Annotated in this window: 20 protein-coding genes; 17 read left to right on the top strand and 3 right to left on the bottom strand. The window is 68.4% G+C overall.

Annotated elements, in window-relative coordinates; translation table 11 throughout:
• Window positions 1–36 precede the first annotated feature (36 nt).
• From BM175_RS01720 to BM175_RS01710, 3 genes are all read left to right on the top strand, one after another.
• Complete coding sequence (locus tag BM175_RS01720) at window positions 37–657, top strand: glutathione S-transferase family protein (protein ID WP_090958372.1); 621 nt, start codon at window positions 37–39, stop codon at window positions 655–657.
• On the top strand, window positions 654–1,475 hold the full coding sequence (locus BM175_RS01715; protein ID WP_090958369.1) for a TIGR00282 family metallophosphoesterase: 822 nt from the start codon (window positions 654–656) through the stop codon (window positions 1,473–1,475). The genes BM175_RS01720 and BM175_RS01715 overlap by 4 nt, the downstream gene beginning before the upstream one ends.
• A gap of 70 nt (window positions 1,476–1,545) precedes the next feature.
• On the top strand, window positions 1,546–1,773 hold the full coding sequence (locus BM175_RS01710; protein WP_090958368.1) for a hypothetical protein: 228 nt from the start codon (window positions 1,546–1,548) through the stop codon (window positions 1,771–1,773).
• A gap of 3 nt (window positions 1,774–1,776) precedes the next feature.
• Here BM175_RS01710 and BM175_RS01705 read toward each other — a convergent pair whose 3' ends face one another.
• Window positions 1,777–2,589, bottom strand: coding sequence for an MBL fold metallo-hydrolase (locus tag BM175_RS01705; protein ID WP_090958366.1), 813 nt, complete (start codon window positions 2,587–2,589; stop codon window positions 1,777–1,779).
• Between the two features lie 175 nt (window positions 2,590–2,764).
• Here BM175_RS01705 and BM175_RS01700 point away from each other — a divergent pair, with 175 nt between their 5' ends.
• Window positions 2,765–3,514, top strand: a complete 750-nt coding sequence (locus BM175_RS01700) for a YebC/PmpR family DNA-binding transcriptional regulator (RefSeq protein WP_090958364.1) — start codon at window positions 2,765–2,767, stop codon at window positions 3,512–3,514.
• A gap of 118 nt (window positions 3,515–3,632) precedes the next feature.
• Here the strand turns inward: BM175_RS01700 and BM175_RS01695 are convergent, their stop codons facing one another.
• On the bottom strand, window positions 3,633–4,673 hold the full coding sequence (locus BM175_RS01695; protein ID WP_090959102.1) for a serine hydrolase domain-containing protein: 1,041 nt from the start codon (window positions 4,671–4,673) through the stop codon (window positions 3,633–3,635).
• 499 nt (window positions 4,674–5,172) lie between these two features.
• Here BM175_RS01695 and ruvC point away from each other — a divergent pair, with 499 nt between their 5' ends.
• The 5 genes from ruvC to ruvB all read left to right on the top strand — a co-directional run bounded on the left by ruvC (window position 5,173) and on the right by ruvB (window position 8,104).
• Window positions 5,173–5,691, top strand: a complete 519-nt coding sequence (ruvC, locus tag BM175_RS01690; protein WP_090958362.1) for a crossover junction endodeoxyribonuclease RuvC — start codon at window positions 5,173–5,175, stop codon at window positions 5,689–5,691.
• A gap of 69 nt (window positions 5,692–5,760) precedes the next feature.
• Window positions 5,761–6,030 (top strand): AbrB/MazE/SpoVT family DNA-binding domain-containing protein, encoded by a 270-nt coding sequence (locus BM175_RS01685; protein WP_090958360.1) that lies wholly within the window; start codon window positions 5,761–5,763, stop codon window positions 6,028–6,030.
• Window positions 6,008–6,433, top strand: a complete 426-nt coding sequence (locus BM175_RS01680) for a type II toxin-antitoxin system VapC family toxin (protein WP_090958359.1) — start codon at window positions 6,008–6,010, stop codon at window positions 6,431–6,433. The genes BM175_RS01685 and BM175_RS01680 overlap by 23 nt, the downstream gene beginning before the upstream one ends.
• The gene (gene ruvA, locus BM175_RS01675) at window positions 6,430–7,050 is read left to right on the top strand and encodes a Holliday junction branch migration protein RuvA (protein ID WP_090958357.1); all 621 of its coding nucleotides are present in this window, start codon (window positions 6,430–6,432) and stop codon (window positions 7,048–7,050) included. The genes BM175_RS01680 and ruvA overlap by 4 nt, the downstream gene beginning before the upstream one ends.
• A 13-nt stretch (window positions 7,051–7,063) precedes the next feature.
• Complete coding sequence (gene ruvB / locus BM175_RS01670) at window positions 7,064–8,104, top strand: Holliday junction branch migration DNA helicase RuvB (RefSeq protein ID WP_090958355.1); 1,041 nt, start codon at window positions 7,064–7,066, stop codon at window positions 8,102–8,104.
• Window positions 8,105–8,166: 62 nt separating this feature from the next.
• Here the strand turns inward: ruvB and BM175_RS01665 are convergent, their stop codons facing one another.
• The gene (locus BM175_RS01665) at window positions 8,167–10,374 is read right to left on the bottom strand and encodes an esterase-like activity of phytase family protein (RefSeq protein WP_090958353.1); all 2,208 of its coding nucleotides are present in this window, start codon (window positions 10,372–10,374) and stop codon (window positions 8,167–8,169) included.
• 141 nt (window positions 10,375–10,515) lie between these two features.
• Between BM175_RS01665 and ybgC the strand changes: the two genes are divergently transcribed.
• From ybgC to tilS, 8 genes are all read left to right on the top strand, one after another.
• Window positions 10,516–10,959, top strand: coding sequence for a tol-pal system-associated acyl-CoA thioesterase (ybgC, locus tag BM175_RS01660; RefSeq protein WP_090958351.1), 444 nt, complete (start codon window positions 10,516–10,518; stop codon window positions 10,957–10,959).
• A 285-nt stretch (window positions 10,960–11,244) separates the two neighbouring features.
• The gene (tolQ, locus tag BM175_RS01655; protein WP_090959100.1) at window positions 11,245–11,961 is read left to right on the top strand and encodes a protein TolQ; all 717 of its coding nucleotides are present in this window, start codon (window positions 11,245–11,247) and stop codon (window positions 11,959–11,961) included.
• 42 nt (window positions 11,962–12,003) lie between these two features.
• Window positions 12,004–12,456, top strand: a complete 453-nt coding sequence (tolR, locus tag BM175_RS01650; protein ID WP_090958349.1) for a protein TolR — start codon at window positions 12,004–12,006, stop codon at window positions 12,454–12,456.
• A gap of 10 nt (window positions 12,457–12,466) precedes the next feature.
• The gene (locus tag BM175_RS01645; protein WP_090958347.1) at window positions 12,467–13,594 is read left to right on the top strand and encodes a cell envelope integrity TolA family protein; all 1,128 of its coding nucleotides are present in this window, start codon (window positions 12,467–12,469) and stop codon (window positions 13,592–13,594) included.
• A gap of 118 nt (window positions 13,595–13,712) precedes the next feature.
• On the top strand, window positions 13,713–15,017 hold the full coding sequence (tolB, locus tag BM175_RS01640; RefSeq protein ID WP_090958345.1) for a Tol-Pal system beta propeller repeat protein TolB: 1,305 nt from the start codon (window positions 13,713–13,715) through the stop codon (window positions 15,015–15,017).
• Window positions 15,018–15,112: 95 nt separating this feature from the next.
• Window positions 15,113–15,661, top strand: a complete 549-nt coding sequence (gene pal, locus BM175_RS01635; RefSeq protein ID WP_090958343.1) for a peptidoglycan-associated lipoprotein Pal — start codon at window positions 15,113–15,115, stop codon at window positions 15,659–15,661.
• Between the two features lie 203 nt (window positions 15,662–15,864).
• Window positions 15,865–16,806: a tol-pal system protein YbgF gene (gene ybgF / locus BM175_RS01630; RefSeq protein WP_244545823.1), complete on the top strand. Its 942-nt coding sequence runs from the start codon at window positions 15,865–15,867 to the stop codon at window positions 16,804–16,806.
• Between the two features lie 16 nt (window positions 16,807–16,822).
• Window positions 16,823–18,151: a tRNA lysidine(34) synthetase TilS gene (gene tilS, locus BM175_RS01625; RefSeq protein ID WP_090958341.1), complete on the top strand. Its 1,329-nt coding sequence runs from the start codon at window positions 16,823–16,825 to the stop codon at window positions 18,149–18,151.
• Window positions 18,152–18,185 lie beyond the last annotated feature (34 nt).

Genomic DNA, 18,185 nt, shown 5'->3' with positions numbered 1-18,185 from the left:
ACGTCGTTCGAAACTTGGCTGTCGGAGATTCGCCGCGTGATCGAGCTCTATACCTGGACCACACCGAACGGCGAGAAGCCGGTGATCATGCTGGAGGAACTCGGGCTCGACTACGCGTTGCGCCTGATCGACATCTCGACCGGCAAACAGAAGGAATCGGACTTTCTTGCGATCAACCCGAACGGTCGCATCCCCGCGCTGCGTGACGACGGCGTGCGCGTCTTCGAGTCCGGCGCGATCCTCCTCCATCTCGCCGAGAAGACCGGGCGACTGCTCGCCCCGGCCGGTGCGGCGCGGGCCGAGGCGCTCGGCTGGATGTTCTTCCAGGCCGGCGGCACCGGGCCGATGATCGGCCAGATCCACTACTTCAAGAATGCGGACGAGCGCAGCGACTTCGCGATCCGCCGCTTCGAGAAGGAGTCCGACCGGCTGCTGGGCGTTCTCGACAAGCGGCTCGGTGAGGTCGAGTACCTCGCGGGCGAGTTCTCGGTGGCCGACGTGATGAACGTCTCCTGGGCCCGCAGCGGCCTCAAAGACCTCAACGCGCATGAAAAGTTTCCAGCGCTCGCTGCCTGGGTCCAGCGCGTCGACGAGCGTCCGGCCGTTGCAAGGGCGCTCGGCAAGCTGAAGGCCGCCAAGGACGCGCTGACGTCATGAGGTTCCTGTTCCTCGGCGACATGGTCGGACGGACCGGGCGTGTGGCGGTGCGCGACCGGCTGCCGGGCCTCGTCGCGGACTGGCGGCTCGATTTCGTCGTCGTCAACGGCGAGAACGCGGCCGGCGGCTTCGGCATCACCGAGGACATCTTCGAGGAGACGGTGGCGGCGGGCGCCGATGTCGTGACCACCGGCAACCACGCCTTCGACCAGCGCGAGGCGCTGACCTTCGCTTCGCGCCACGACCGGTTCCTGCGCCCCGCCAACTACCCGAAGGGCACGCCCGGCCGCGGCTCCTGCCTCGTCGAGGCGCGAAACGGCGCGCGGGTGCTCGTCGCCAACGTCATGGGCCGGGTCTTCATGCATCCCGAACTCGACGATCCGTTCCGCGCCGCGGAGGACATTCTCGCCGCATGCCCGCTCGGCGAGCAGGCCGATGCCGTGATTTTCGATTTCCACGCCGAGGCGACGAGCGAGAAGCAGTGCTTCGGCCATTTCCTCGACGGTCGCGCCTCCGTCGTCGTCGGCACCCACACACACGTGCCGACCGCCGACCACCAGATCCTGCCGCACGGCACCGCCTACCAGTCGGACGCCGGCATGTGCGGCGACTACGACTCCTCGCTCGGCATGGACAAGGAGGAGCCGATCAACCGCTTCGTCACCAAGGTGCCGCGCGGCCGCTTCGAGGCGGCCTCGGGGCCGGCGACGATCTGCGGGCTGGCAGTGGAGATTTCCGACCGCACGGGGCTGGCCGAGAAGGTCGGCACGGTGCGCATCGGTCCGCGGCTGGAAGGCTCCGTCCCGAGTTTCTGGTGAGACCGGAGAACCGCCGCAATCGACCAATCAAGTCCCGGCATCCAAAGCGTGCGGCAGGGGGCCTGAACGTGTGCGGACCATCCGACTTCATCTCCTCGGCGTCCTCATGGCGCTGGTCGGCGTCGTCACGTCGATGCCGCAGCCGCCGGCGCGCCATCATGGGCACGTCCTGCGCAATCCTGCGCAGGTGCAGCTCGACGACGACGATGACGACCGCGACGACGAGGCCGCGGTCCTGGAAGAGGAGGAAGCGGGCGGGGGCGGCGCGACCACGAGCGATCGCCGCCGTCGCGATTGAGCATCAGACCCCGCTGAGTAACACCACGGTCGGCTGGCGCGGCAGGCTCCTGGCCGAGAGCGTGATCGACGCCTCCTCGCGGCGCTCCACCGCAAAGTCCGGGATCTGCGCGAGGAAGCGCCCGATCGGCGTGCGGAAGCGATGCATCGGCAGCACCAGCGAGGAATGGAGCCGCTGGGCGATCTCGCCCATCCCCGCCTGGCTCATCGTCCAGGATCCGTCCACCGGCACCATCAGGACGTCGAGCCGCCCGATCGCGGCGTAGTCCTCCTCGGTCAGCTTGTGGTGGAGATGGCCGAGATGGCCGATGCACAGGCCCGACGCCTCGACGATGAAGATCGAGTTCCCGTCGGCCTCGAACGTGCCGTAGCGGTTGATGTCGGTCGGCACGTTGCGGATCAGGACGTCGCCGACCGTCACCGCATGCTTCGCCGGCCCGCCCTCCGGATTCCAGCCGCGCAGCACCGTCGAGATGCCGGGGTCGGGAAAGTCGGTGTAATGGGTGGAGTGCGCCTTGTTCATGGTCACCACATCGGGCGGCTCTCCGCCGCCGTGATAGCCGGAATAGTCGGTGGCGATGCGCACGCCGTCGGCGCTCTCGATCATGTAGGTGGCGTGGTGGACGTAGGTGATCGTCACCTCGTCCCGCCCGTTCTGCGCCAGCCGCACCGGGCCTTCGGGCGCGTCGAGCGAGGCGTAGCGCACGCCCGGCAGGCGCTCGGCGATCGCAAGGCAGGTGCTGACCGGTGCCTCCTGCGCCTGTGCGTGAGCCGTGCCCCCAAGGGCGATGAGAAGGGTCAGGGTCAGCCGTCGCATCGCGTGGACCTCGTGGGTTCGTGCGGGATCGGAAGGTGAGCCTGCGCCCGTTGCGGCCGGCGCCCAAGTCACACTCGCGTCATCCACCGGGCGGCGCGTCGTCTGGACGCGGGCCCGCATGGAATTTATACGAACCCGCAAAGCGATCCCGTCAGACAAGAGAACAGGTGCCGCGATGGCCGGTCATTCCCAATTCAAGAACATCATGCATCGCAAGGGCCGGCAGGACGCCGTGCGCTCCAAGATGTTCTCCAAGCTCGCGCGCGAGATCACGGTCGCGGCGAAGAGCGGCACGCCCGACCCCGACATGAACCCGCGCCTGCGCCTGGCGATCAACAACGCCAAGGCGCAGTCCATGCCCAAGGACAACATCCAGCGCGCCATCTCGAAGGGCTCGGGCGCCGACACCGAGAACTACGACGAGGTGCGCTACGAGGGCTACGGGCCTGGCGGCGTCGCCGTGATCGTCGAGGCGCTCACCGACAATCGCAACCGCACGGCGTCCAACGTGCGCTCCTACTTCACCAAGTCGGGTGGTGCGCTCGGTGAGACCAATTCGGTGTCGTTCCTCTGGGATCGCGTCGGCGAGATCGTCTATTCCGCCAAGGCCGGCGACGCCGACAAGGTGATGGAGGCCGCGATCGAGGCGGGTGCCGACGACGTCCAGAGCGACGACGACGGCCATCGCATCATCACCGCCTTCGGCGACATGAACGATGTCGCCGCCGCGCTGGAGAAGAGCCTCGGCGAGGCCGAGAGCGTGAAGATCATCTGGCGTCCCCAGACCACGACCCCGGTCGACGAGGAAAAGGCCCAGAGCGTGCTCCGCCTCATCGCCAACCTCGAGGACGACGACGACGTGCAGAACGTCTACGCCAACTTCGAGGTCGACGAGGAGACGATGGCCAAGCTCTCGGCCGCCTGACACAGGGGTTCGGGAACGCAGGAGTTGAAAAGGGGCGCACGGATCAAACCGTGCGCCCCTTTCTATGTCTCGAGGCTCCCGCCGACCGATCGCGAACCTGCGGTCCGGACAGGCGGGGTCAGCTCTTGCCCTCAGTCGCCCGCCGAGCTTCCGCCGCCGGAATGATCGTCTCCGACACCAGCCGGTGCAGGTCCTGCACGTAACCCGAGCGGGCGGAAGGCTGGTCCTCGGCCGAGGTGATGGCGACGGTGAGAGCCAGGTCGGGGATGACGTAGATCATCTGCCCGCCATAGCCCCAGCCGTAGCGCCCTGCATGGCCAGCGAAGGTGTCGATGAACCAGCCGTAGCCGTAGCGTCCGTCGTGGAAGCGCGAGGTGGTGCGCGGGGTCCAGGACTGGGCGATCCAGTCTTCGGAGAGGATGCGCGTTCCGTCGTAGCCTAGGCCGCCGCGACGGTAGAGTTCGCCGAAGGCGAGCAGCGAGCGCGGCGTCATGGCCATCTGGTTGCCGCCGAGATAGATGCCCTGCGGGTCGCGCTCCCAGTCGGTGACGCGCACCCCGGCGGGCCCCAGCCAGTCGCGCGCGAGCGCGAGCGTCGTCCTGCCGCTCGCCTTCGTCAGGATCGCCGACAGGAGATGCGTCGAGCCTGTGGAGTAGAGCATCGAACCGCCGGGATCGGTCACGAAGGGGCGGCGGAGCGCGTCGCGCACCCAGTTGCGCGAGGAGATCCACGCGCCGTAGTTGCCCCCGGACGTGCGCTCCAGCCCGGCCTGCATCGACAGGAGATGGCCGACCGTCACTTGGGTAAGGCGAGGGTCGGGGTTCTCCGGAAAGTCCGCGTGCAGGAAATCCGCGATCGGTTGGTCCGGCCCCCGGATCAGACCCTTGTCGATCGCGATCCCGACGAGCGCGGAGACCACGGATTTCGAGGCGGACTTGATATTGGCGGCCCGGTCCGTGCGATTGCCGCGAAAGCCCTCGTCCACCAGCGTCTCGCCGTCTTGCGCGATCTGCAGCGTCTCAAGCGGCGCGAAGGAACGGGCCCGCTCGATGGCCGCACCGAAACCGTCCCGCGCGACGGGGGCGGCGGTTGCTGGCGTCCGCGCGTCGCCGGGAACGGCAGGGGCGCCCTCCTGCGCCCCTGCCGGGACAACGGGCATCAGGAGAGGCGAGAGGGTTGCTGCGACGACGAGGCGCCGAATGATGTGGCGATAAGTCATGCGCCGGAAAGTGGGGGCCGGGACCCGGCGTCTCCAGACGATTCACCGAAACGTGCGGCCGAAGTTCAGGCGCATTAGAGAGAACAGGATGCGCGCGAAGGGCCAAGACTTCAACGCCGGGCTCAAGGACGAAACCCTGATCGCGCGGCGGATGGGCTTCGTCAGAACGTCCGCCAGAGCACCATGTCGATGGCCGCGAGCCAGAAGACCGCGCTGAAAAGCAGGCCGTTCATCAGGCCGGTCATCGGCTTCAGCTCATCCATCTCTACCCCCTCCCTCTGATCGTCCAAGTTATATACGACAATAAAAGATGTCGCCATAGCTTTTTGCGCGGGGCGGTAGCGCGGTTCGGTAGAGTCGTCCGTCCGTGCGTCCCCGTTTCGATTTTGTTCACCACTCCGGCGTAGCGATGCGCTAGAAGAACGGAAGTGGAACGAGCATGCTTCAGGAGCGCACCATTCGCATCATCGGCATCGACCCGGGCCTTCGGCGCACGGGCTGGGGCGTGGTGGAGACGGTCGGCAATTCGCTTCGCTTCGTGGCGAGCGGCACCGTCACCTCCGACAACAAGCTCGACCTCGCAACGCGGCTGCGCCAGCTTCACGACGGGCTGACGGACGTCCTGCGCAGCTTCGGCCCGGACGAGGCGGCGGTGGAGCAGACCTTCGTCAACAAGGACGCGGTCGCGACGCTGAAGCTCGGCCAGGCGCGCGGCATCGCCATGCTGGTGCCCTCGCTCGCCGGGCTGCCGGTCGCCGAGTATGCCCCGAACGCGGTGAAGAAGGCGGTGATCGGGGTCGGGCATGGCGAGAAGGCGCAGATCCACATGATGGTGAAGGTGCTGATGCCCAAAGCCACTTTCGACACCGACGACGCGGCGGACGCGCTCGCCATCGCCATCTGCCATACCCATCACCGCCAGTCGGCGCAGGCGCGGGCGGTCTACGCCAACCTCTGATGTTCTTGACTTGTTCCCGTTTGCTCGATAGGTAATACCAATCAGGTATTACTAGGGTGGGGTCGAGTCATGCGGGTGACCGAGAAGGGGCAGGTGACGATCCCGAAGCCGATCCGCGACAAGCTCGGGATCGGGCCGGGAAGCGAGGTCGAGTTCGTCGATCGGGGCGCCAGCGTCGAGGTCGTCCGGATCGACGATGCCGATGCGAGGCAGCGACGGCGCGAGCAGATCCGCAAGGCGCTGGATGCCCTCCGGGGAACGCTGGACCTCGGCGGAATGACGACGGACGAATACATGGAGATGATTCGAGGACCGCGTGACGATCTCGACCCTCGTTGATTCCAACATCTTCATCGACATCCTCAACGCGGGCGCGCAACCCGAACATCAGGAATGGTCGTCTCGACAACTCGACGAGGCATCCGATCTCGGCGTTCTGTGCCTTAGCGCTGTGGCCTGGGCAGAAATATCGCAACCCTATCCGGACGAGCGGACGCTCCTGTCCGCCCTGCGTCCGTTCGGTCTCCACTACGAAGCCTTGCCCTTCGAGGCCGCCTATCCCGCCGGTCAGGCCCACCGCCTCTACCGAACGCGGGGCGGGCGCCGTGAGCGGACGCTCCCCGACTTCCTGATCGGCGCCCACGCCATGGTCGCCGGCCATCGCCTTCTCACCCGCGACGCCTCGCGCTATCGCGACTACTTTCCCGAGCTCGACATCATCTGTCCGGAGACGCATCCTTGATCGGCAAGCTGAAAGGCACCGTTGATACGGTCGAGGAGGACTGCGTGACCCTCGACGTCCACGGCGTCGGCTACGTCGCCTTCTGCGGCGCCCGCACGCTGGCGGGCCTGCCGGGCGCAGGCGAGGCGGCCTCGCTGTTCATCGAGACCTATGTGCGCGAGGACATGATCCGGCTCTACGGCTTCGCGTCCGCGGCCGAGCGCGACTGGTTTCGCCTGCTCCAGAGCGTGCAGGGCGTCGGCGCGAAGGTGGCGCTGGCGGTCGTCGGCACGCTCTCGACCGGCGACCTTGCCAACGCCATCGCGCTGCAGGACCGCACCATGGTCGCCCGCGCGCCGGGCGTCGGGCCGAAGGTCGCCGCGCGCATCGTCGCGGAATTGAAGGACAAGGCGCCGGCCTTCTCGGGCGCGGCCGCGGCTGAAAGCTTCGGCCTCAAGCGCGACCTCGGCGAGGGCGTGGCGCCGGCGCCGATCGCCGACGCCGTGTCGGCGCTGGTCAATCTCGGCTATTCGCGCGAGCAAGCGGCCGGCGCGGTTGCCGTCGCGGTGAAGGAGGCGGGCGAGGATGGGCCGTCCACGACCCTGATCCGCCTCGGTCTCAAGGCGCTGAGCCGCTGAAGCGAACGGACCCATGAGCAACACACGCCTCATCACCCCCGAGAAGCGCGGCGAGGATGTCGACGCGTCGCTGCGGCCGCAGCGGCTCGACGACTTCGTCGGTCAGGCGGCGGCGCGCGCCAATCTCAAGATCTTCATCGAGGCTGCCAAGACACGCGGCGAAGCCCTTGATCACGTTCTCTTCGTCGGCCCGCCGGGTCTCGGCAAGACGACGCTGGCGCAGATCATGGCGAAGGAACTCGGCGTCAACTTCCGCTCGACGTCCGGTCCGGTGATCGCCAAGGCGGGAGATCTTGCGGCACTCCTCACCAATCTCGAAGAGCGGGACGTCCTGTTCATCGACGAGATCCATCGCCTCTCGCCGGCGGTGGAGGAGATCCTTTATCCCGCCATGGAGGATTTCCAGCTCGACCTCATCATCGGCGAGGGGCCGGCGGCGCGTTCCGTGAAGATCGATCTGGCGAAGTTCACGCTGGTCGCCGCGACGACGCGCATCGGCCTCCTGACGACGCCGTTGCGCGATCGCTTCGGCATTCCGGTGCGGCTGAATTTCTACACGATCGCCGAGCTCGAACACATCGTGAAGCGCGGGGCGCGGCTGATGAGCCTGCCGATGGGCGACGACGGCGCGCGCGAGATCGCCCGCCGTGCCCGCGGCACGCCGCGCATCGCAGGCCGCCTGCTGCGCCGCGTGCGCGACTTCGCGACCATGGCCGGCTCGGAGGTCGTGGACCGACGCATCGCCGACGAGGCGCTCACACGGCTCGACGTGGACAGCCTCGGCCTCGACCAGCTCGACCGGCGCTATCTCGACCTGATCGCCCTCAACTTCGGTGGCGGCCCGGTCGGCATCGAGACCATCGCCGCCGCCCTGTCGGAGCCGCGCGACGCGATCGAGGACATCGTCGAGCCCTACCTTCTGCAGCAGGGCTTCATCCAGCGCACGCCGCGCGGCCGGCTCCTGACCCAGCATGCGTTCAAGCATCTCGGCCTCGCCGTGCCCTCGACATATCAGGGCATCCAGTCGAGCCTGTTCGAAGGCGAAGAGGAGTAGGGCTTACGTAAAAGGGGCGAGGCCCTGCGGCTCCGCCCCTTCGTTCATCCGATGCGTGAGCCTCAGTTGCGCACGGCCGCCGACTGCTCGTCCAGCTTGCCGATCTCGAAGAACAACGTTTCGCCGGACGAGTCGTCGACACCGTCGTTGTCGGTCACAACGAAGGCGGTGCCGTCCTTGTCGATCGCAAGACCCTCGACCTTGTCGACGACGTAACCTGCGGTCTGCGCTTTCAGGTCCGGCAGGAGGTCGCGCACTACGCCCTTCTCGACGGTCGGCAGATCACCGCCGAGCGGGGCCGGCCTCAGCTGGTCGAGCGCGACGCGGGTGATCTGCTTCAGTCGCGCGGCATCCCCGATCAGGTTGTCGCGCTCGATGAGATAGGCGGCGTCGCCGGAGACCGTGATCTCGGACAGGCCGACCCAGGCGCCCTCGGCCGGCGGTGCCTCCAGCGGATAGCGCACCGCGCCCCAGGTCTTGGCGTCGAGATCGTAGGCGAGGAGCTTCGTCGTGTTTTTAGGGTCGTCCTTCCAGGGGCGCTGCACGGCGACCCAGAGCCTGTTGCCGACTTTGGCGATGCCCTCCGCACCGAAGCGGGTCTGGTGCGCCAGAAGCTCGGCCGGGAAGGCCACCGTCTCCACCACTACGCCCTTGCCGTCGACATGGAGAAGCTGGTGCGGCACCTCCTTCTCCGGGTTGCCCTCGCTCGCCAGCCAGAAGCCGCCGGCGCCGTCGAGCGCGAGGCCCTCGATGTCGAGCTTGCCCGCGGCTTCACCGTTCTCCGTGACCACCATCGCGTCGGTGATGCGGGCGGGCTTGGCCGTGGCATCGATCGTGTAGATCGTCGGCGCCTTGCCGTAGACGCTGTCGCTCGCGGCGAACAGGCGCTTCGGCTCGTTCGCATCGGCAGCCAGCGCGCCGAGCGCACCCCAGCCGATCGGCACGCCGTCCCGCTCGATCGACACCATCTGCGGATAGGCGGGCGTTCCCTCGGCGCGCTCGTAGAGCATCACGTGGCTGCGCGCCGCGCCGTCCTCGACGAGGTCGGCCTCGTTGGCGGTGGCGAGGAGGTTGCGGCCGGGAATGGCGACGGCGCCCTCCGGCGAGATGCCGGACGGCAGGAGCTGCACGAACTCCGGCTCGGCGCCCGTGTCGCGATAGACGCCGACCACGGAACCGCGCTCCGACAGGACGAAGATGAAGCGCTCGCCGCCGAACTCGGCGACCTCGAGACCCTCCGGCTCGACGCCCTTGGCGTCGGACCGCTTGTCGGGATAGTGGCCGGCCTTGGCGACCTCGCGCTCGAACGCAGGGCCGGACTCGTAGGCCACCGATCCGTCGCGGTTGAAGATCGTGAAGCCGCGGGTGCCGCCCTTCCAGTCGCCCTCGTTGGCGACGACGAGACGGTCGGTCCCGAGCCACTTCACGGCATCCGGCTCGCGCGGGCGCGCCTCGATCGTGTCGGTGAAGGCGATCTTGCCGTCGTCCTCGGCGTCCACGCCCTCCAGCGCGACGGTTCCTGCGGTGAAGTGGCCCGTGACCTTGGCCGTCTTCCCGTCGATCAGGACGATGTGATTGTTCTCCTGAAGCGTGACGGCCAACTCGTTGTTCGCGTTGAAGGATACGAACTCGGGCTCGGGATCCTCACCCGCGATGGCGGGAATGCCCGTCAGCTCGACGCGGCGCAGGCCCGCGCAGTCCGGCGCGCCGTCCCTTAGCGGTAAGAGTACGACATAGCCCGCCGGCATCTGCGGCAGGGCGCCGTCGTTGCGGTCCTCGTCACGCTCGTTCTCGATCGCGACCGCGGCGAGCGTGCCGTCCGGGGACACGGCGACGGAGTCCGGCTGGCCGCCAAGGTCGCAGCGCGCGGTGACCGTGCGGTCCGCCATCGAGACGGTGGCGAGGAAGCCCGACGGTTCGGTGAAGCTCTTCGACGTATTGACCGCCGCCAAGACATGGGCGCCGCTCGCTGCCACCGACGTCGGCTCGCCACCCTCGAAGGCGACATAGCCAGCACTCTTGGGCGCGCGGGCGTCGGTGATGTCGATGAAGCCGATGCCGCCGTGCGGGCTGTCCGAATAGACCAGCGTGTTGCCGTCGCCGGACGCCGTGATGATCTCCGCCGAGGTCGGCGCCTTGGCGTCGGTCCCTGCGGGAAGGTTCGACGCAACCGGGAAGGAGGCGATCCGGTTGAAGACCAGTTCCGCCGCGGCGGGCAGGGCGGTGGACGCGAGCAGCGCAAGCGCGGCGGGGAGGCGGATCGAACGCATGGCGGACCTTCCGGAAGATGAGCGGACGCGCCCTCCAATCAGCCGGACGTCACCGCGCGATGACGGTCCGATGACGGATCGATGACGGTTCGGGTCGCGGGCGGCGCTGGAACGCGGGCGCGCCGGGCGCTAAGAGGGCGCATGACCGATCAGCTTGCAGGCCGCCTCGTGGATGGCGGACACCGCCTCGACGTGCGCGTTTATTTCGAGGACACCGACTTTTCCGGTGTCGTCTACCACGCGCGATACCTTCACTTTCTGGAGAGGGGCCGCACGGACTACCTGCGCCTGCACGGGATCGGCCATCGCGAGTTGATGGACGGCGCCTTCGGCGAGCCGATGGCGTTCGCCGTGCGTCGCATGGAGATCGAGTTCCTGCGCCCCGCCCGGATCGACGACATCCTGTCGGTCGAGACGCGCACCGCGCTGCTCGGCGGGGCGCGCGTCGTCCTCGACCAGCGCATCCTGCGCGGAGACGAAGTGCTGATCGAGGCCAGGGTCAAGGTCGCGGTGATCTCGCCGGACGGGCGACCGCGTCGCATGCCGGCTGCGGTGGCCGAGAGGCTGGGCGCGCCAGAGGCATAGAACCGCCCCGTGGGGCGAGCCTCGCGTCTTGCCGCAGCACGGTAAAATACCGTCCGCAAACGATTTGTTAACCCTAACGATGCTTGATGGGGTCGGAGGGCTCACCCCCCGCCATGCCATTCTTTCACCGGAATCAACCGGTCAAAGGGCGCCATGGACGACGTTCCGCGCCGGCGTTCCGGCATGGGCGTGGTTCTGGTCGTGGCAGGGGCGGTCGGTCCGCCGGAAGCGAGACGCTTCCAGAGCCACCAGGACGATCCGACGGATTCGAGGGACGCAAAAGGAATGAACGAGGTCGCTCAGACTGCGCTGGCCGCGCCGGCCCACGACATGTCGCTCCTGGGTCTTTTCTGGCAGGCGGGCTTCATCGTCAAGTTCGTCATGATCGGCCTGCTCGCCGCGTCCGTCTGGACCTGGGCGATCATCTTCGACAAGTGGACGCGCTACGCCAGCTTCCGCCGGCAGCTCAACCAGTTCGAGAACAATTTCTGGTCCGGCCAGTCGCTCGAAGAGCTTTACCACACGCTGTCCGACCGCAAGACCAGCGGCATGGGCGCGCTGTTCGTGGCGGCCATGCGCGAGTGGAAGAAGAGCTTCGAGAAGGGGGCCCGCTCGCCGATCGGCCTCCAGACCCGCATCGAGAAGGCCATGGACGTGACGATGGCGCGCGAGATGGAGGGGCTCGAGTCCCGTCTCGGCTTCCTGGCCACCGTCGGCTCGGCTGCGCCGTTCGTCGGCCTGTTCGGCACCGTGGTCGGCATCATGACGGCCTTCCAGTCGATCGCCGCCTCCGAGCAGACGAGCCTTGCGGTCGTGGCCCCCGGTATCGCCGAGGCGCTGCTCGCCACCGCGATCGGCCTCGTCGCGGCCATTCCGGCGGTCGTCGCCTACAACAAGTTGTCGGCCGACGCCGGCAAGCTCGGCGCGCGGCTCGAGGCCTTCGCCGACGAATTCTCCTCCATCCTGTCGCGCCAGATCGACGAGCGTTCGGCCGCGCGCTGAGCGCCGGTCGGCTCGTTCCATTCCACTCGAGGGGTCGTTTTCATGGGCATGTCGACGGGAGCTTCGTCTGGAGGCGGATCGCGCCGCGGGCGTCGCGCGCGCAAGGCGCCCATGGCCGAGATCAACATGACGCCGATGGTCGACGTCATGCTCGTGCTCCTCATCATCTTCATGGTGGCCGCGCCGCTGATGACGGTCGGCGTGCCGCTCGAACTGCCGAAGACCAACGCCAAGGCGCTGTCGGCGGACAAGCAGCCGATCACCATCTCGGTCCAGAAGGGCGGCGAGATCTTCCTGCAGGAGACGCCGGTCGCACCGGAGGCCATCGTCGAGCAGCTGAAGGCGATCGCCGAGGCCGGCTACGAGGAGCGCATCTTCCTGCGCGCCGACGGCTCGGCCGACTACGGCACGGTGATGAAGGTCATGTCGCGCATCTCTGCGGCGGGCTTCAAGAACATCGGTCTCGTGACCACGCAGGAAACCGCGGGAAGCTGACGCGCGGCCGATGAAACCCTTTGCCACCTCCACGATCCTGCACACGGCCATCCTCACTTGGGGGCTTTGGCATTTCGGGACACCGGAAAAGCTCGACATGGGCGGCGAAGCGCTGCCCGTGACGCTGGTGACCGACGTCAGCCAGGCGACGCTCGGGGAACAGGACGCGCCCGAGGCGGAAAAGTCCGCGCCGACGCCGACGAAGACGCCCGAGAAGCTGCCGATGCCGGCCGAGAACGTCGGCGACAACGAGGTGGACCTCAAGACGCCGCCGGCGCCAAAGCCCTCGCCGCACGAGAACGTCTCGACCGCCGAGGCGCCCCCGCCGCCGCCGCCGCCGCCGGCGGTGACGCCGCAGACGCGCCCCGAGCCGCCGCAACCCACGCCGCCGGAGCCGACGCCCCCGCCCGAGCCGCCGGCCGAGGTCGCGGAACAGAAGCCTGAGCCGACGCCGGCCGAGGCCGCGCCCGAGATCGACCCGCTCGCCGCCGAGATCGCCAAGGCGGAGGCCGAGACGCCAGCGCCCCCGCGCAACGTGCCGCTGCCGCAGGTGAAGCCGAAGCCGCCCGAGCCCAAGCCCGCCGAGCCCGTGAAGGTCGCGGAGGCGAAGAAGGCCGAGCCGGTGAAGGAGCCCGCCAAGGAACCGGCGAAGGAGACGTCGAAGTCGAAGGAAAAGCCGAAGGACACCAAGAAGCCGGCGACCCAGACCTCGACCGAGAAGCAGTTCGACGCCGACCAGATCGCCGCGCTCCTCAACAAGCAGGATTCGTCCGGCGGCGGCGCTAAGCGCTCGACCCAGCAGGCGGCGCTCGGTGCCACGCGCCAGACCGGCGGATCGCTGTCGCAGAGCGAGATGGACGCGCTGCGCGGCCAGATCATGCGCTGCTGGAACCCGCCGGCCGGGAGCGTCGACGCCGGCAACTTCCGGGTGAAGATCTCCATGCAGCTCGGGCCCACGGGCGAGCTGGAGGGGCTGCCCGAGATCCTGTCCGGTGGCGGCTCGTCGATGGCCGAGCGGGTGGCGAGCGAAGCCGCGGTGCGCGCCGTGCGCCGCTGCGCGCCGTACAACCTGCCGGCCGAGAAGTACGACACCTGGGCTCAGGTCACCGTCAATTTCGACCCGAGCCAGATGTTCTGACCGTTTCGTCTCCCGCGGCGGCACGCTGCCGCCGCCTCGTCCTTTTCTCATGCGAAGTCCGGGTCGCCGTCCCGATCGACGGCTTCGAACCCGATGCCCAAACGGGAAGGTCCCGCACATGACGCGCTTCATCCGATCCCTGGCTCTTGCCCTCGCCACCGCCACCGCCGGCCTCGCCCTGGCATCGGGTGCGCACGCGGCGGTCGAGATCGACGTGACGCAAGGCAACGTCCAGCCTCTGCCGATCGCCCTGCCGAACTTCCAGTCGCGCGACGCGCTGGGCGCCAAGCTGATCGAGGTGGTCGCCGCCGACCTCAAGCGCTCGGGCCTCTTCGCCCCGATCAACCCGGCCGCCTTCATCCAGAAGGACGTGACGCCGGACGCGACGCCGCGCTTCCAGGACTGGACCGTGATCAACGCGCAGGCCCTCGTAACCGGACGCGTCACGCCCGAGGCCGATGGGCGCCTGCGCGTCGAGTTCCGCCTATGGGACACCTATGCCGGCCAGCAGCTTGACGGGCAGCAGTTCTATGCGAGCCCCGACAACTGGCGCCGCATCGCCCACATCATCGCCGACGCGATCTATGAGCGCTTGACAGGCGAAAAGGGCTACTTCGATACGCGCGTCGTCTTCGTCGACGAAAGCGGCGCCAAGACCGACCGCAAGAAGCGGCTCGCGATCATGGACCAGGACGGCGCCAACGTGCGCTACCTCAGCCAGGGCGGCGACCTCGTGCTGACGCCGCGCTTCTCGCCCAACCGTCAGGAGATCACCTACATGTCCTTCGGGCAGGGTGATCCGCGCGTCTATCTCCTGCAGCTTGAGACCGGGCAGCGCGAGGTCGTCGGCAACTTCCCCGGCATGACCTTCTCGCCCCGCTTCTCGCCGGATGGCCAGAAGGTCGTCATGAGCCTCCAGCAGGACGGCAACTCCAACATCTACGCGATGGACCTGCGCTCGCGCGCGACGACGCGCCTGACCTCGACCAACGCGATCGACACCTCGCCCTCCTATTCGCCCGATGGCTCGAAGGTCGTGTTCGAGAGTGACCGCGGCGGCCGCTCGCAGATCTACGTGATGGGCGCCGACGGCTCGGGCCAGCAGCGCATCTCGTTCGGGCAGGGCACCTACAACACCCCGGTCTGGAGCCCGCGCGGCGACCTCATCGCCTTCACCAAGCAGACCGGCGGCCAGTTCCAGATCGGCGTGATGAAGCCCGACGGCTCGGGCGAGCGCATCCTCACCTCGTCCTTCCACGCCGAGGGGCCGACCTGGGCCCCGAACGGGCGCGTGATCATGTTCTTCCGCGACCAGGGCGGTGGTCCGCAGCTCTACTCGATCGACCTGACCGGCCGGAACGAGCAGAAGGTCGCGACGCCGAACTACGCGTCGGACCCCGCCTGGTCGCCGGCGCTGGAGTAGGATTCTCCGGCGCTTTCAATCGCCTGTTGACCACTCGTTAACCGCGATCATGGTAAACGGGCCCATACGGAAATCACAGAGTTAAGGAGACGGCCATGCGCCGCATCGCTACTGGGGTCCATGGTCGTATCGCCCTCGCGCTGGTCGCGGCGCTGGCGCTTTCGGCCTGCGCCAAGAAGAACAACGGACTGCCGGACAACGCGGCCGGCCTCGGCCTCGGCGGTGCGGGCGGCCTCGGTGGCGCCGGTGGCGCGGGCGGTCGCGGTTCGGCGGCTCCGGGCACCAGCCAGGACTTCACGGTCAATGTCGGCGACCGCATCTTCTTCGACACGGACTCGACCTCGATCCGCGCCGACGCGCAGCAGACGCTCGCCCGCCAGGCGCAGTGGCTGAACCAGTACCGCAACTACTCGATCACGGTCGAAGGCCACGCCGACGAGCGCGGCACGCGCGAGTACAACCTTGCGCTCGGCGCCCGCCGCGCCGCCGCCACGCGCGACTACCTCGCCAGCCAGGGCGTGTCGCCGAATCGCATGCGCACCATCTCCTACGGCAAGGAGCGCCCGGTGGCCGTCTGCGACGACATCTCCTGCTGGTCGCAGAACCGCCGCGCCGTCACGGTGCTGAACGGCGCCGGCAGCTGATCTGCGGCATTTCTGCAACATCGAGCGTTTCGAAACGGCCCTCCGGGGCCGTTTTGCGTGAGGGCGTCCTTGTCTGTGCTAGCACCGGCCAAACTTTGGACGCCTTCCGCCGGTCCAAGCTGACGGGTCGACAGGTCGTCGCCCACTGGCTTCGAACAGCTTGCGGGCGAGGGGCCTCCAGCGATCCCGAGGGGATGTCCCGCATGGCCAAGATGAAGCTCGCAACCGTTTCCGTTCTCGTCCTCGCCGCGCTGGCGGGACCCGCATCCGCACTCGACCTCCCGTTCGGCCTCGGCGGCGGTGACCGTGCGCCGGTGGTGGCGCGCGAGCATGCCCCTGTCCTGATGGCGCAGGTCGGCGACGGCGGCGTCCGCATCTCCCAGATGGAAGAGGAAATGCGGCGCCTGACCGGCAAGGTCGAGGAGCTGTCCTTCCTGGTGCTCCAGCTGCAGGAGCAGTTGCGCAAGACGCAGGAGGACAACGAGTTCCGCTTCCAGGACCTCGAAGGCAAGGGCTCGGGCGCCGCCGCCAAGCCGGCCGAGCGCCGCACCGATGCTGCGCCTAACCCGGTCGGCAACGAGCGCGTGGCCTCCGCCGCGCCGCCGAGCGTCAACGATGCGAGCCGCGCGGCACCGGCGACCGCCGCGCCGCAGACCGACGAGATCGGCGCCCTTCTCGGCAACGGTGACACGAGCCTCAACGAGCCGACGCCGCCGCCGAGCACCACGGGCTCGAACAAGGTCGCCTCGATCGCCACCAACGGCCCGGTCGAGATGTATTCGCTTGGCTACAACTACATGCTGGCAGGCGACTACCAGCTCGCCGAGAACACGTTCCGCCAGTACACGCAGGCCTATCCGAGCTCGCAGGACGCGGCCGACGCGCAGTACTGGCTGGGCGAGGCGCTCTACGCGCAGAACAAGTATCGCGACGCCGCCGAGGTCTTCCTGAACGCGCAGAAGGAATTCCCCAAGAGCGCCAAGGCGCCGGAGATGATGCTGAAGCTCGGCATGTCGCTCGCCCGCCTCAACAACCGCGAGACGGCCTGCGTCACCTATGCCGAGGTCGGCAAGCGCTATCCCGACATGAGCGCCAACGTGAAACGCAAGCTGCAGAGCGAGACGAAGTCCGCCAGCTGCGCCTGATCCGGGCCTTTCGCAGGTGATCGACGAGACGGCCGAGGCGGTGAAGACCGCCCTCGGCCGTTTTGCGTTGGAACGGCCTGCCGCGAGGCGTCTGCTTCTCGGCGTGTCCGGCGGGGCGGATTCGCTTGCGCTGCTCCTCGCCGCCGCCGCGCTGCCGCTGGAGGTGTGCGTCGCGACGGTCGATCACGGGCTGCGGCAAGAGTCAGCGGCGGAAGCGCGGTTCGTGGCAGGCATCTGCCGCGATCTCGGGCTTTCGCATCGGACCTTGGCGTGGCACTCGGGCGACGCCGTGCGAGGCAACCTGATGGGCGAGGCGCGCGAAGCGCGATACCGCCTGCTGGGAGCCGAAGCGATCCGGGTGGGCGCCGATGCGATCCTCGTGGCGCAGCACGCCGACGACCAGATCGAGACCCATCGTCTGGCGCGCGAGCGCGGCGCCAGTGGGCCGGCGCTGGCCGGCATGCGCGCCTGGCGCGATCTCGAGCCCGGTCTCGTCCTCGTCCGCCCGTTTCTCGACCTGCCGAAGCGCGCGCTCATGGATGCCGTGATGCGAGCGGGGCTGTCGCCGGTCGAGGATCCGACGAACGTGGACCTGCACTATCGGCGTGCCCGCATACGCGCGGAACTCGCCGGCGCCCCGCAGGAGGTCGCCGAGCTTCGGTCCGCGATCGCCCGCGCGGCAGGACTTCGTGCCGCGGAGGATGCGGCGATCACGGCGGCGATCCGGCGGGCCGGAGGGGAGGGGCGGCTTCGCGTCGACGACGCGGGCGCCGTCGTCTTCGAGCCCGCGCCCGGCGACGAGGCGCTCTGGCCTCGCATCCTGACGGCGGCGGGCGGCGCGCCGCATCCTCCGCAGCGCGCCGCGGTGGAACGGCTGCGCGACGCCTTGGCCTCGGGCGGACGCGCGGCGACGCTCGGCGGCAGCCGGGTGGAGCGGGCGGGCGAGCGGCTGACGATTCGTCGCGAGTACGGCAGAACCGGTCCGCCGGGCGTCGAGGTCGCGGCGAGCGGCCGCCTTCTCTTCGATCGCCGGTTCACGATTTCGGGTGCGGGGGAGACGGGCGCAGCGCGCCTCGAGCCGCTCGGTCGTCTCGGCCTCGGAGGTCCCGTATCTCGCACGCTCCCGGTCGGTATCGACCGCGACGGGGGCGTTTGCGCCGTTCACCCCCGGCTCGGGAAGCGGTTTCCCGATGTACCGACGCTTCGCCCCAGACCATGTGTCGCATGGCGCATCACCGCCGATCTGCCGGGCGGGACGGGGGATCGATTAACCGCCGATCCCCAAAATGCCGCAAATCCTGCGAAGGCTGTTGGCAAGGATTTGGCGGCCACCTATCTTCGATGACGTGTCAAGGTTCGCGCACCCTTCGGGGATCGGG

The organism is Aureimonas phyllosphaerae (genome assembly GCF_900113065.1).
GTDB classification, from domain to species: domain Bacteria; phylum Pseudomonadota; class Alphaproteobacteria; order Rhizobiales; family Rhizobiaceae; genus Aureimonas; species Aureimonas phyllosphaerae.
The sequence above is the reverse complement of the archived record's forward strand: the minus strand, read 5'-3'. Positions and strand labels throughout refer to the sequence as shown.

Excerpts from the sequence above, each read along its gene's own strand:
- BM175_RS01715 (WP_090958369.1), top strand. The coding sequence starts at position 654 with ATGAGGTTCCTGTTCCTCGGCGACATGGTCGGACGGACCGGGCGTGTG.
- BM175_RS01705 (WP_090958366.1), bottom strand. The coding sequence starts at position 2,589 with ATGCGACGGCTGACCCTGACCCTTCTCATCGCCCTTGGGGGCACGGCT.
- BM175_RS01700 (WP_090958364.1), top strand. The coding sequence starts at position 2,765 with ATGGCCGGTCATTCCCAATTCAAGAACATCATGCATCGCAAGGGCCGG.
- BM175_RS01695 (WP_090959102.1), bottom strand. The coding sequence starts at position 4,673 with ATGCCCGTTGTCCCGGCAGGGGCGCAGGAGGGCGCCCCTGCCGTTCCC.
- ruvC (WP_090958362.1), top strand. The coding sequence starts at position 5,173 with ATGCTTCAGGAGCGCACCATTCGCATCATCGGCATCGACCCGGGCCTT.
- BM175_RS01685 (WP_090958360.1), top strand. The coding sequence starts at position 5,761 with ATGCGGGTGACCGAGAAGGGGCAGGTGACGATCCCGAAGCCGATCCGC.
- ruvB (WP_090958355.1), top strand. The coding sequence starts at position 7,064 with ATGAGCAACACACGCCTCATCACCCCCGAGAAGCGCGGCGAGGATGTC.
- BM175_RS01665 (WP_090958353.1), bottom strand. The coding sequence starts at position 10,374 with ATGCGTTCGATCCGCCTCCCCGCCGCGCTTGCGCTGCTCGCGTCCACC.
- ybgC (WP_090958351.1), top strand. The coding sequence starts at position 10,516 with ATGACCGATCAGCTTGCAGGCCGCCTCGTGGATGGCGGACACCGCCTC.
- tolQ (WP_090959100.1), top strand. The coding sequence starts at position 11,245 with ATGAACGAGGTCGCTCAGACTGCGCTGGCCGCGCCGGCCCACGACATG.
- tolR (WP_090958349.1), top strand. The coding sequence starts at position 12,004 with ATGGGCATGTCGACGGGAGCTTCGTCTGGAGGCGGATCGCGCCGCGGG.
- BM175_RS01645 (WP_090958347.1), top strand. The coding sequence starts at position 12,467 with ATGAAACCCTTTGCCACCTCCACGATCCTGCACACGGCCATCCTCACT.
- tolB (WP_090958345.1), top strand. The coding sequence starts at position 13,713 with ATGACGCGCTTCATCCGATCCCTGGCTCTTGCCCTCGCCACCGCCACC.
- pal (WP_090958343.1), top strand. The coding sequence starts at position 15,113 with ATGCGCCGCATCGCTACTGGGGTCCATGGTCGTATCGCCCTCGCGCTG.
- ybgF (WP_244545823.1), top strand. The coding sequence starts at position 15,865 with ATGGCCAAGATGAAGCTCGCAACCGTTTCCGTTCTCGTCCTCGCCGCG.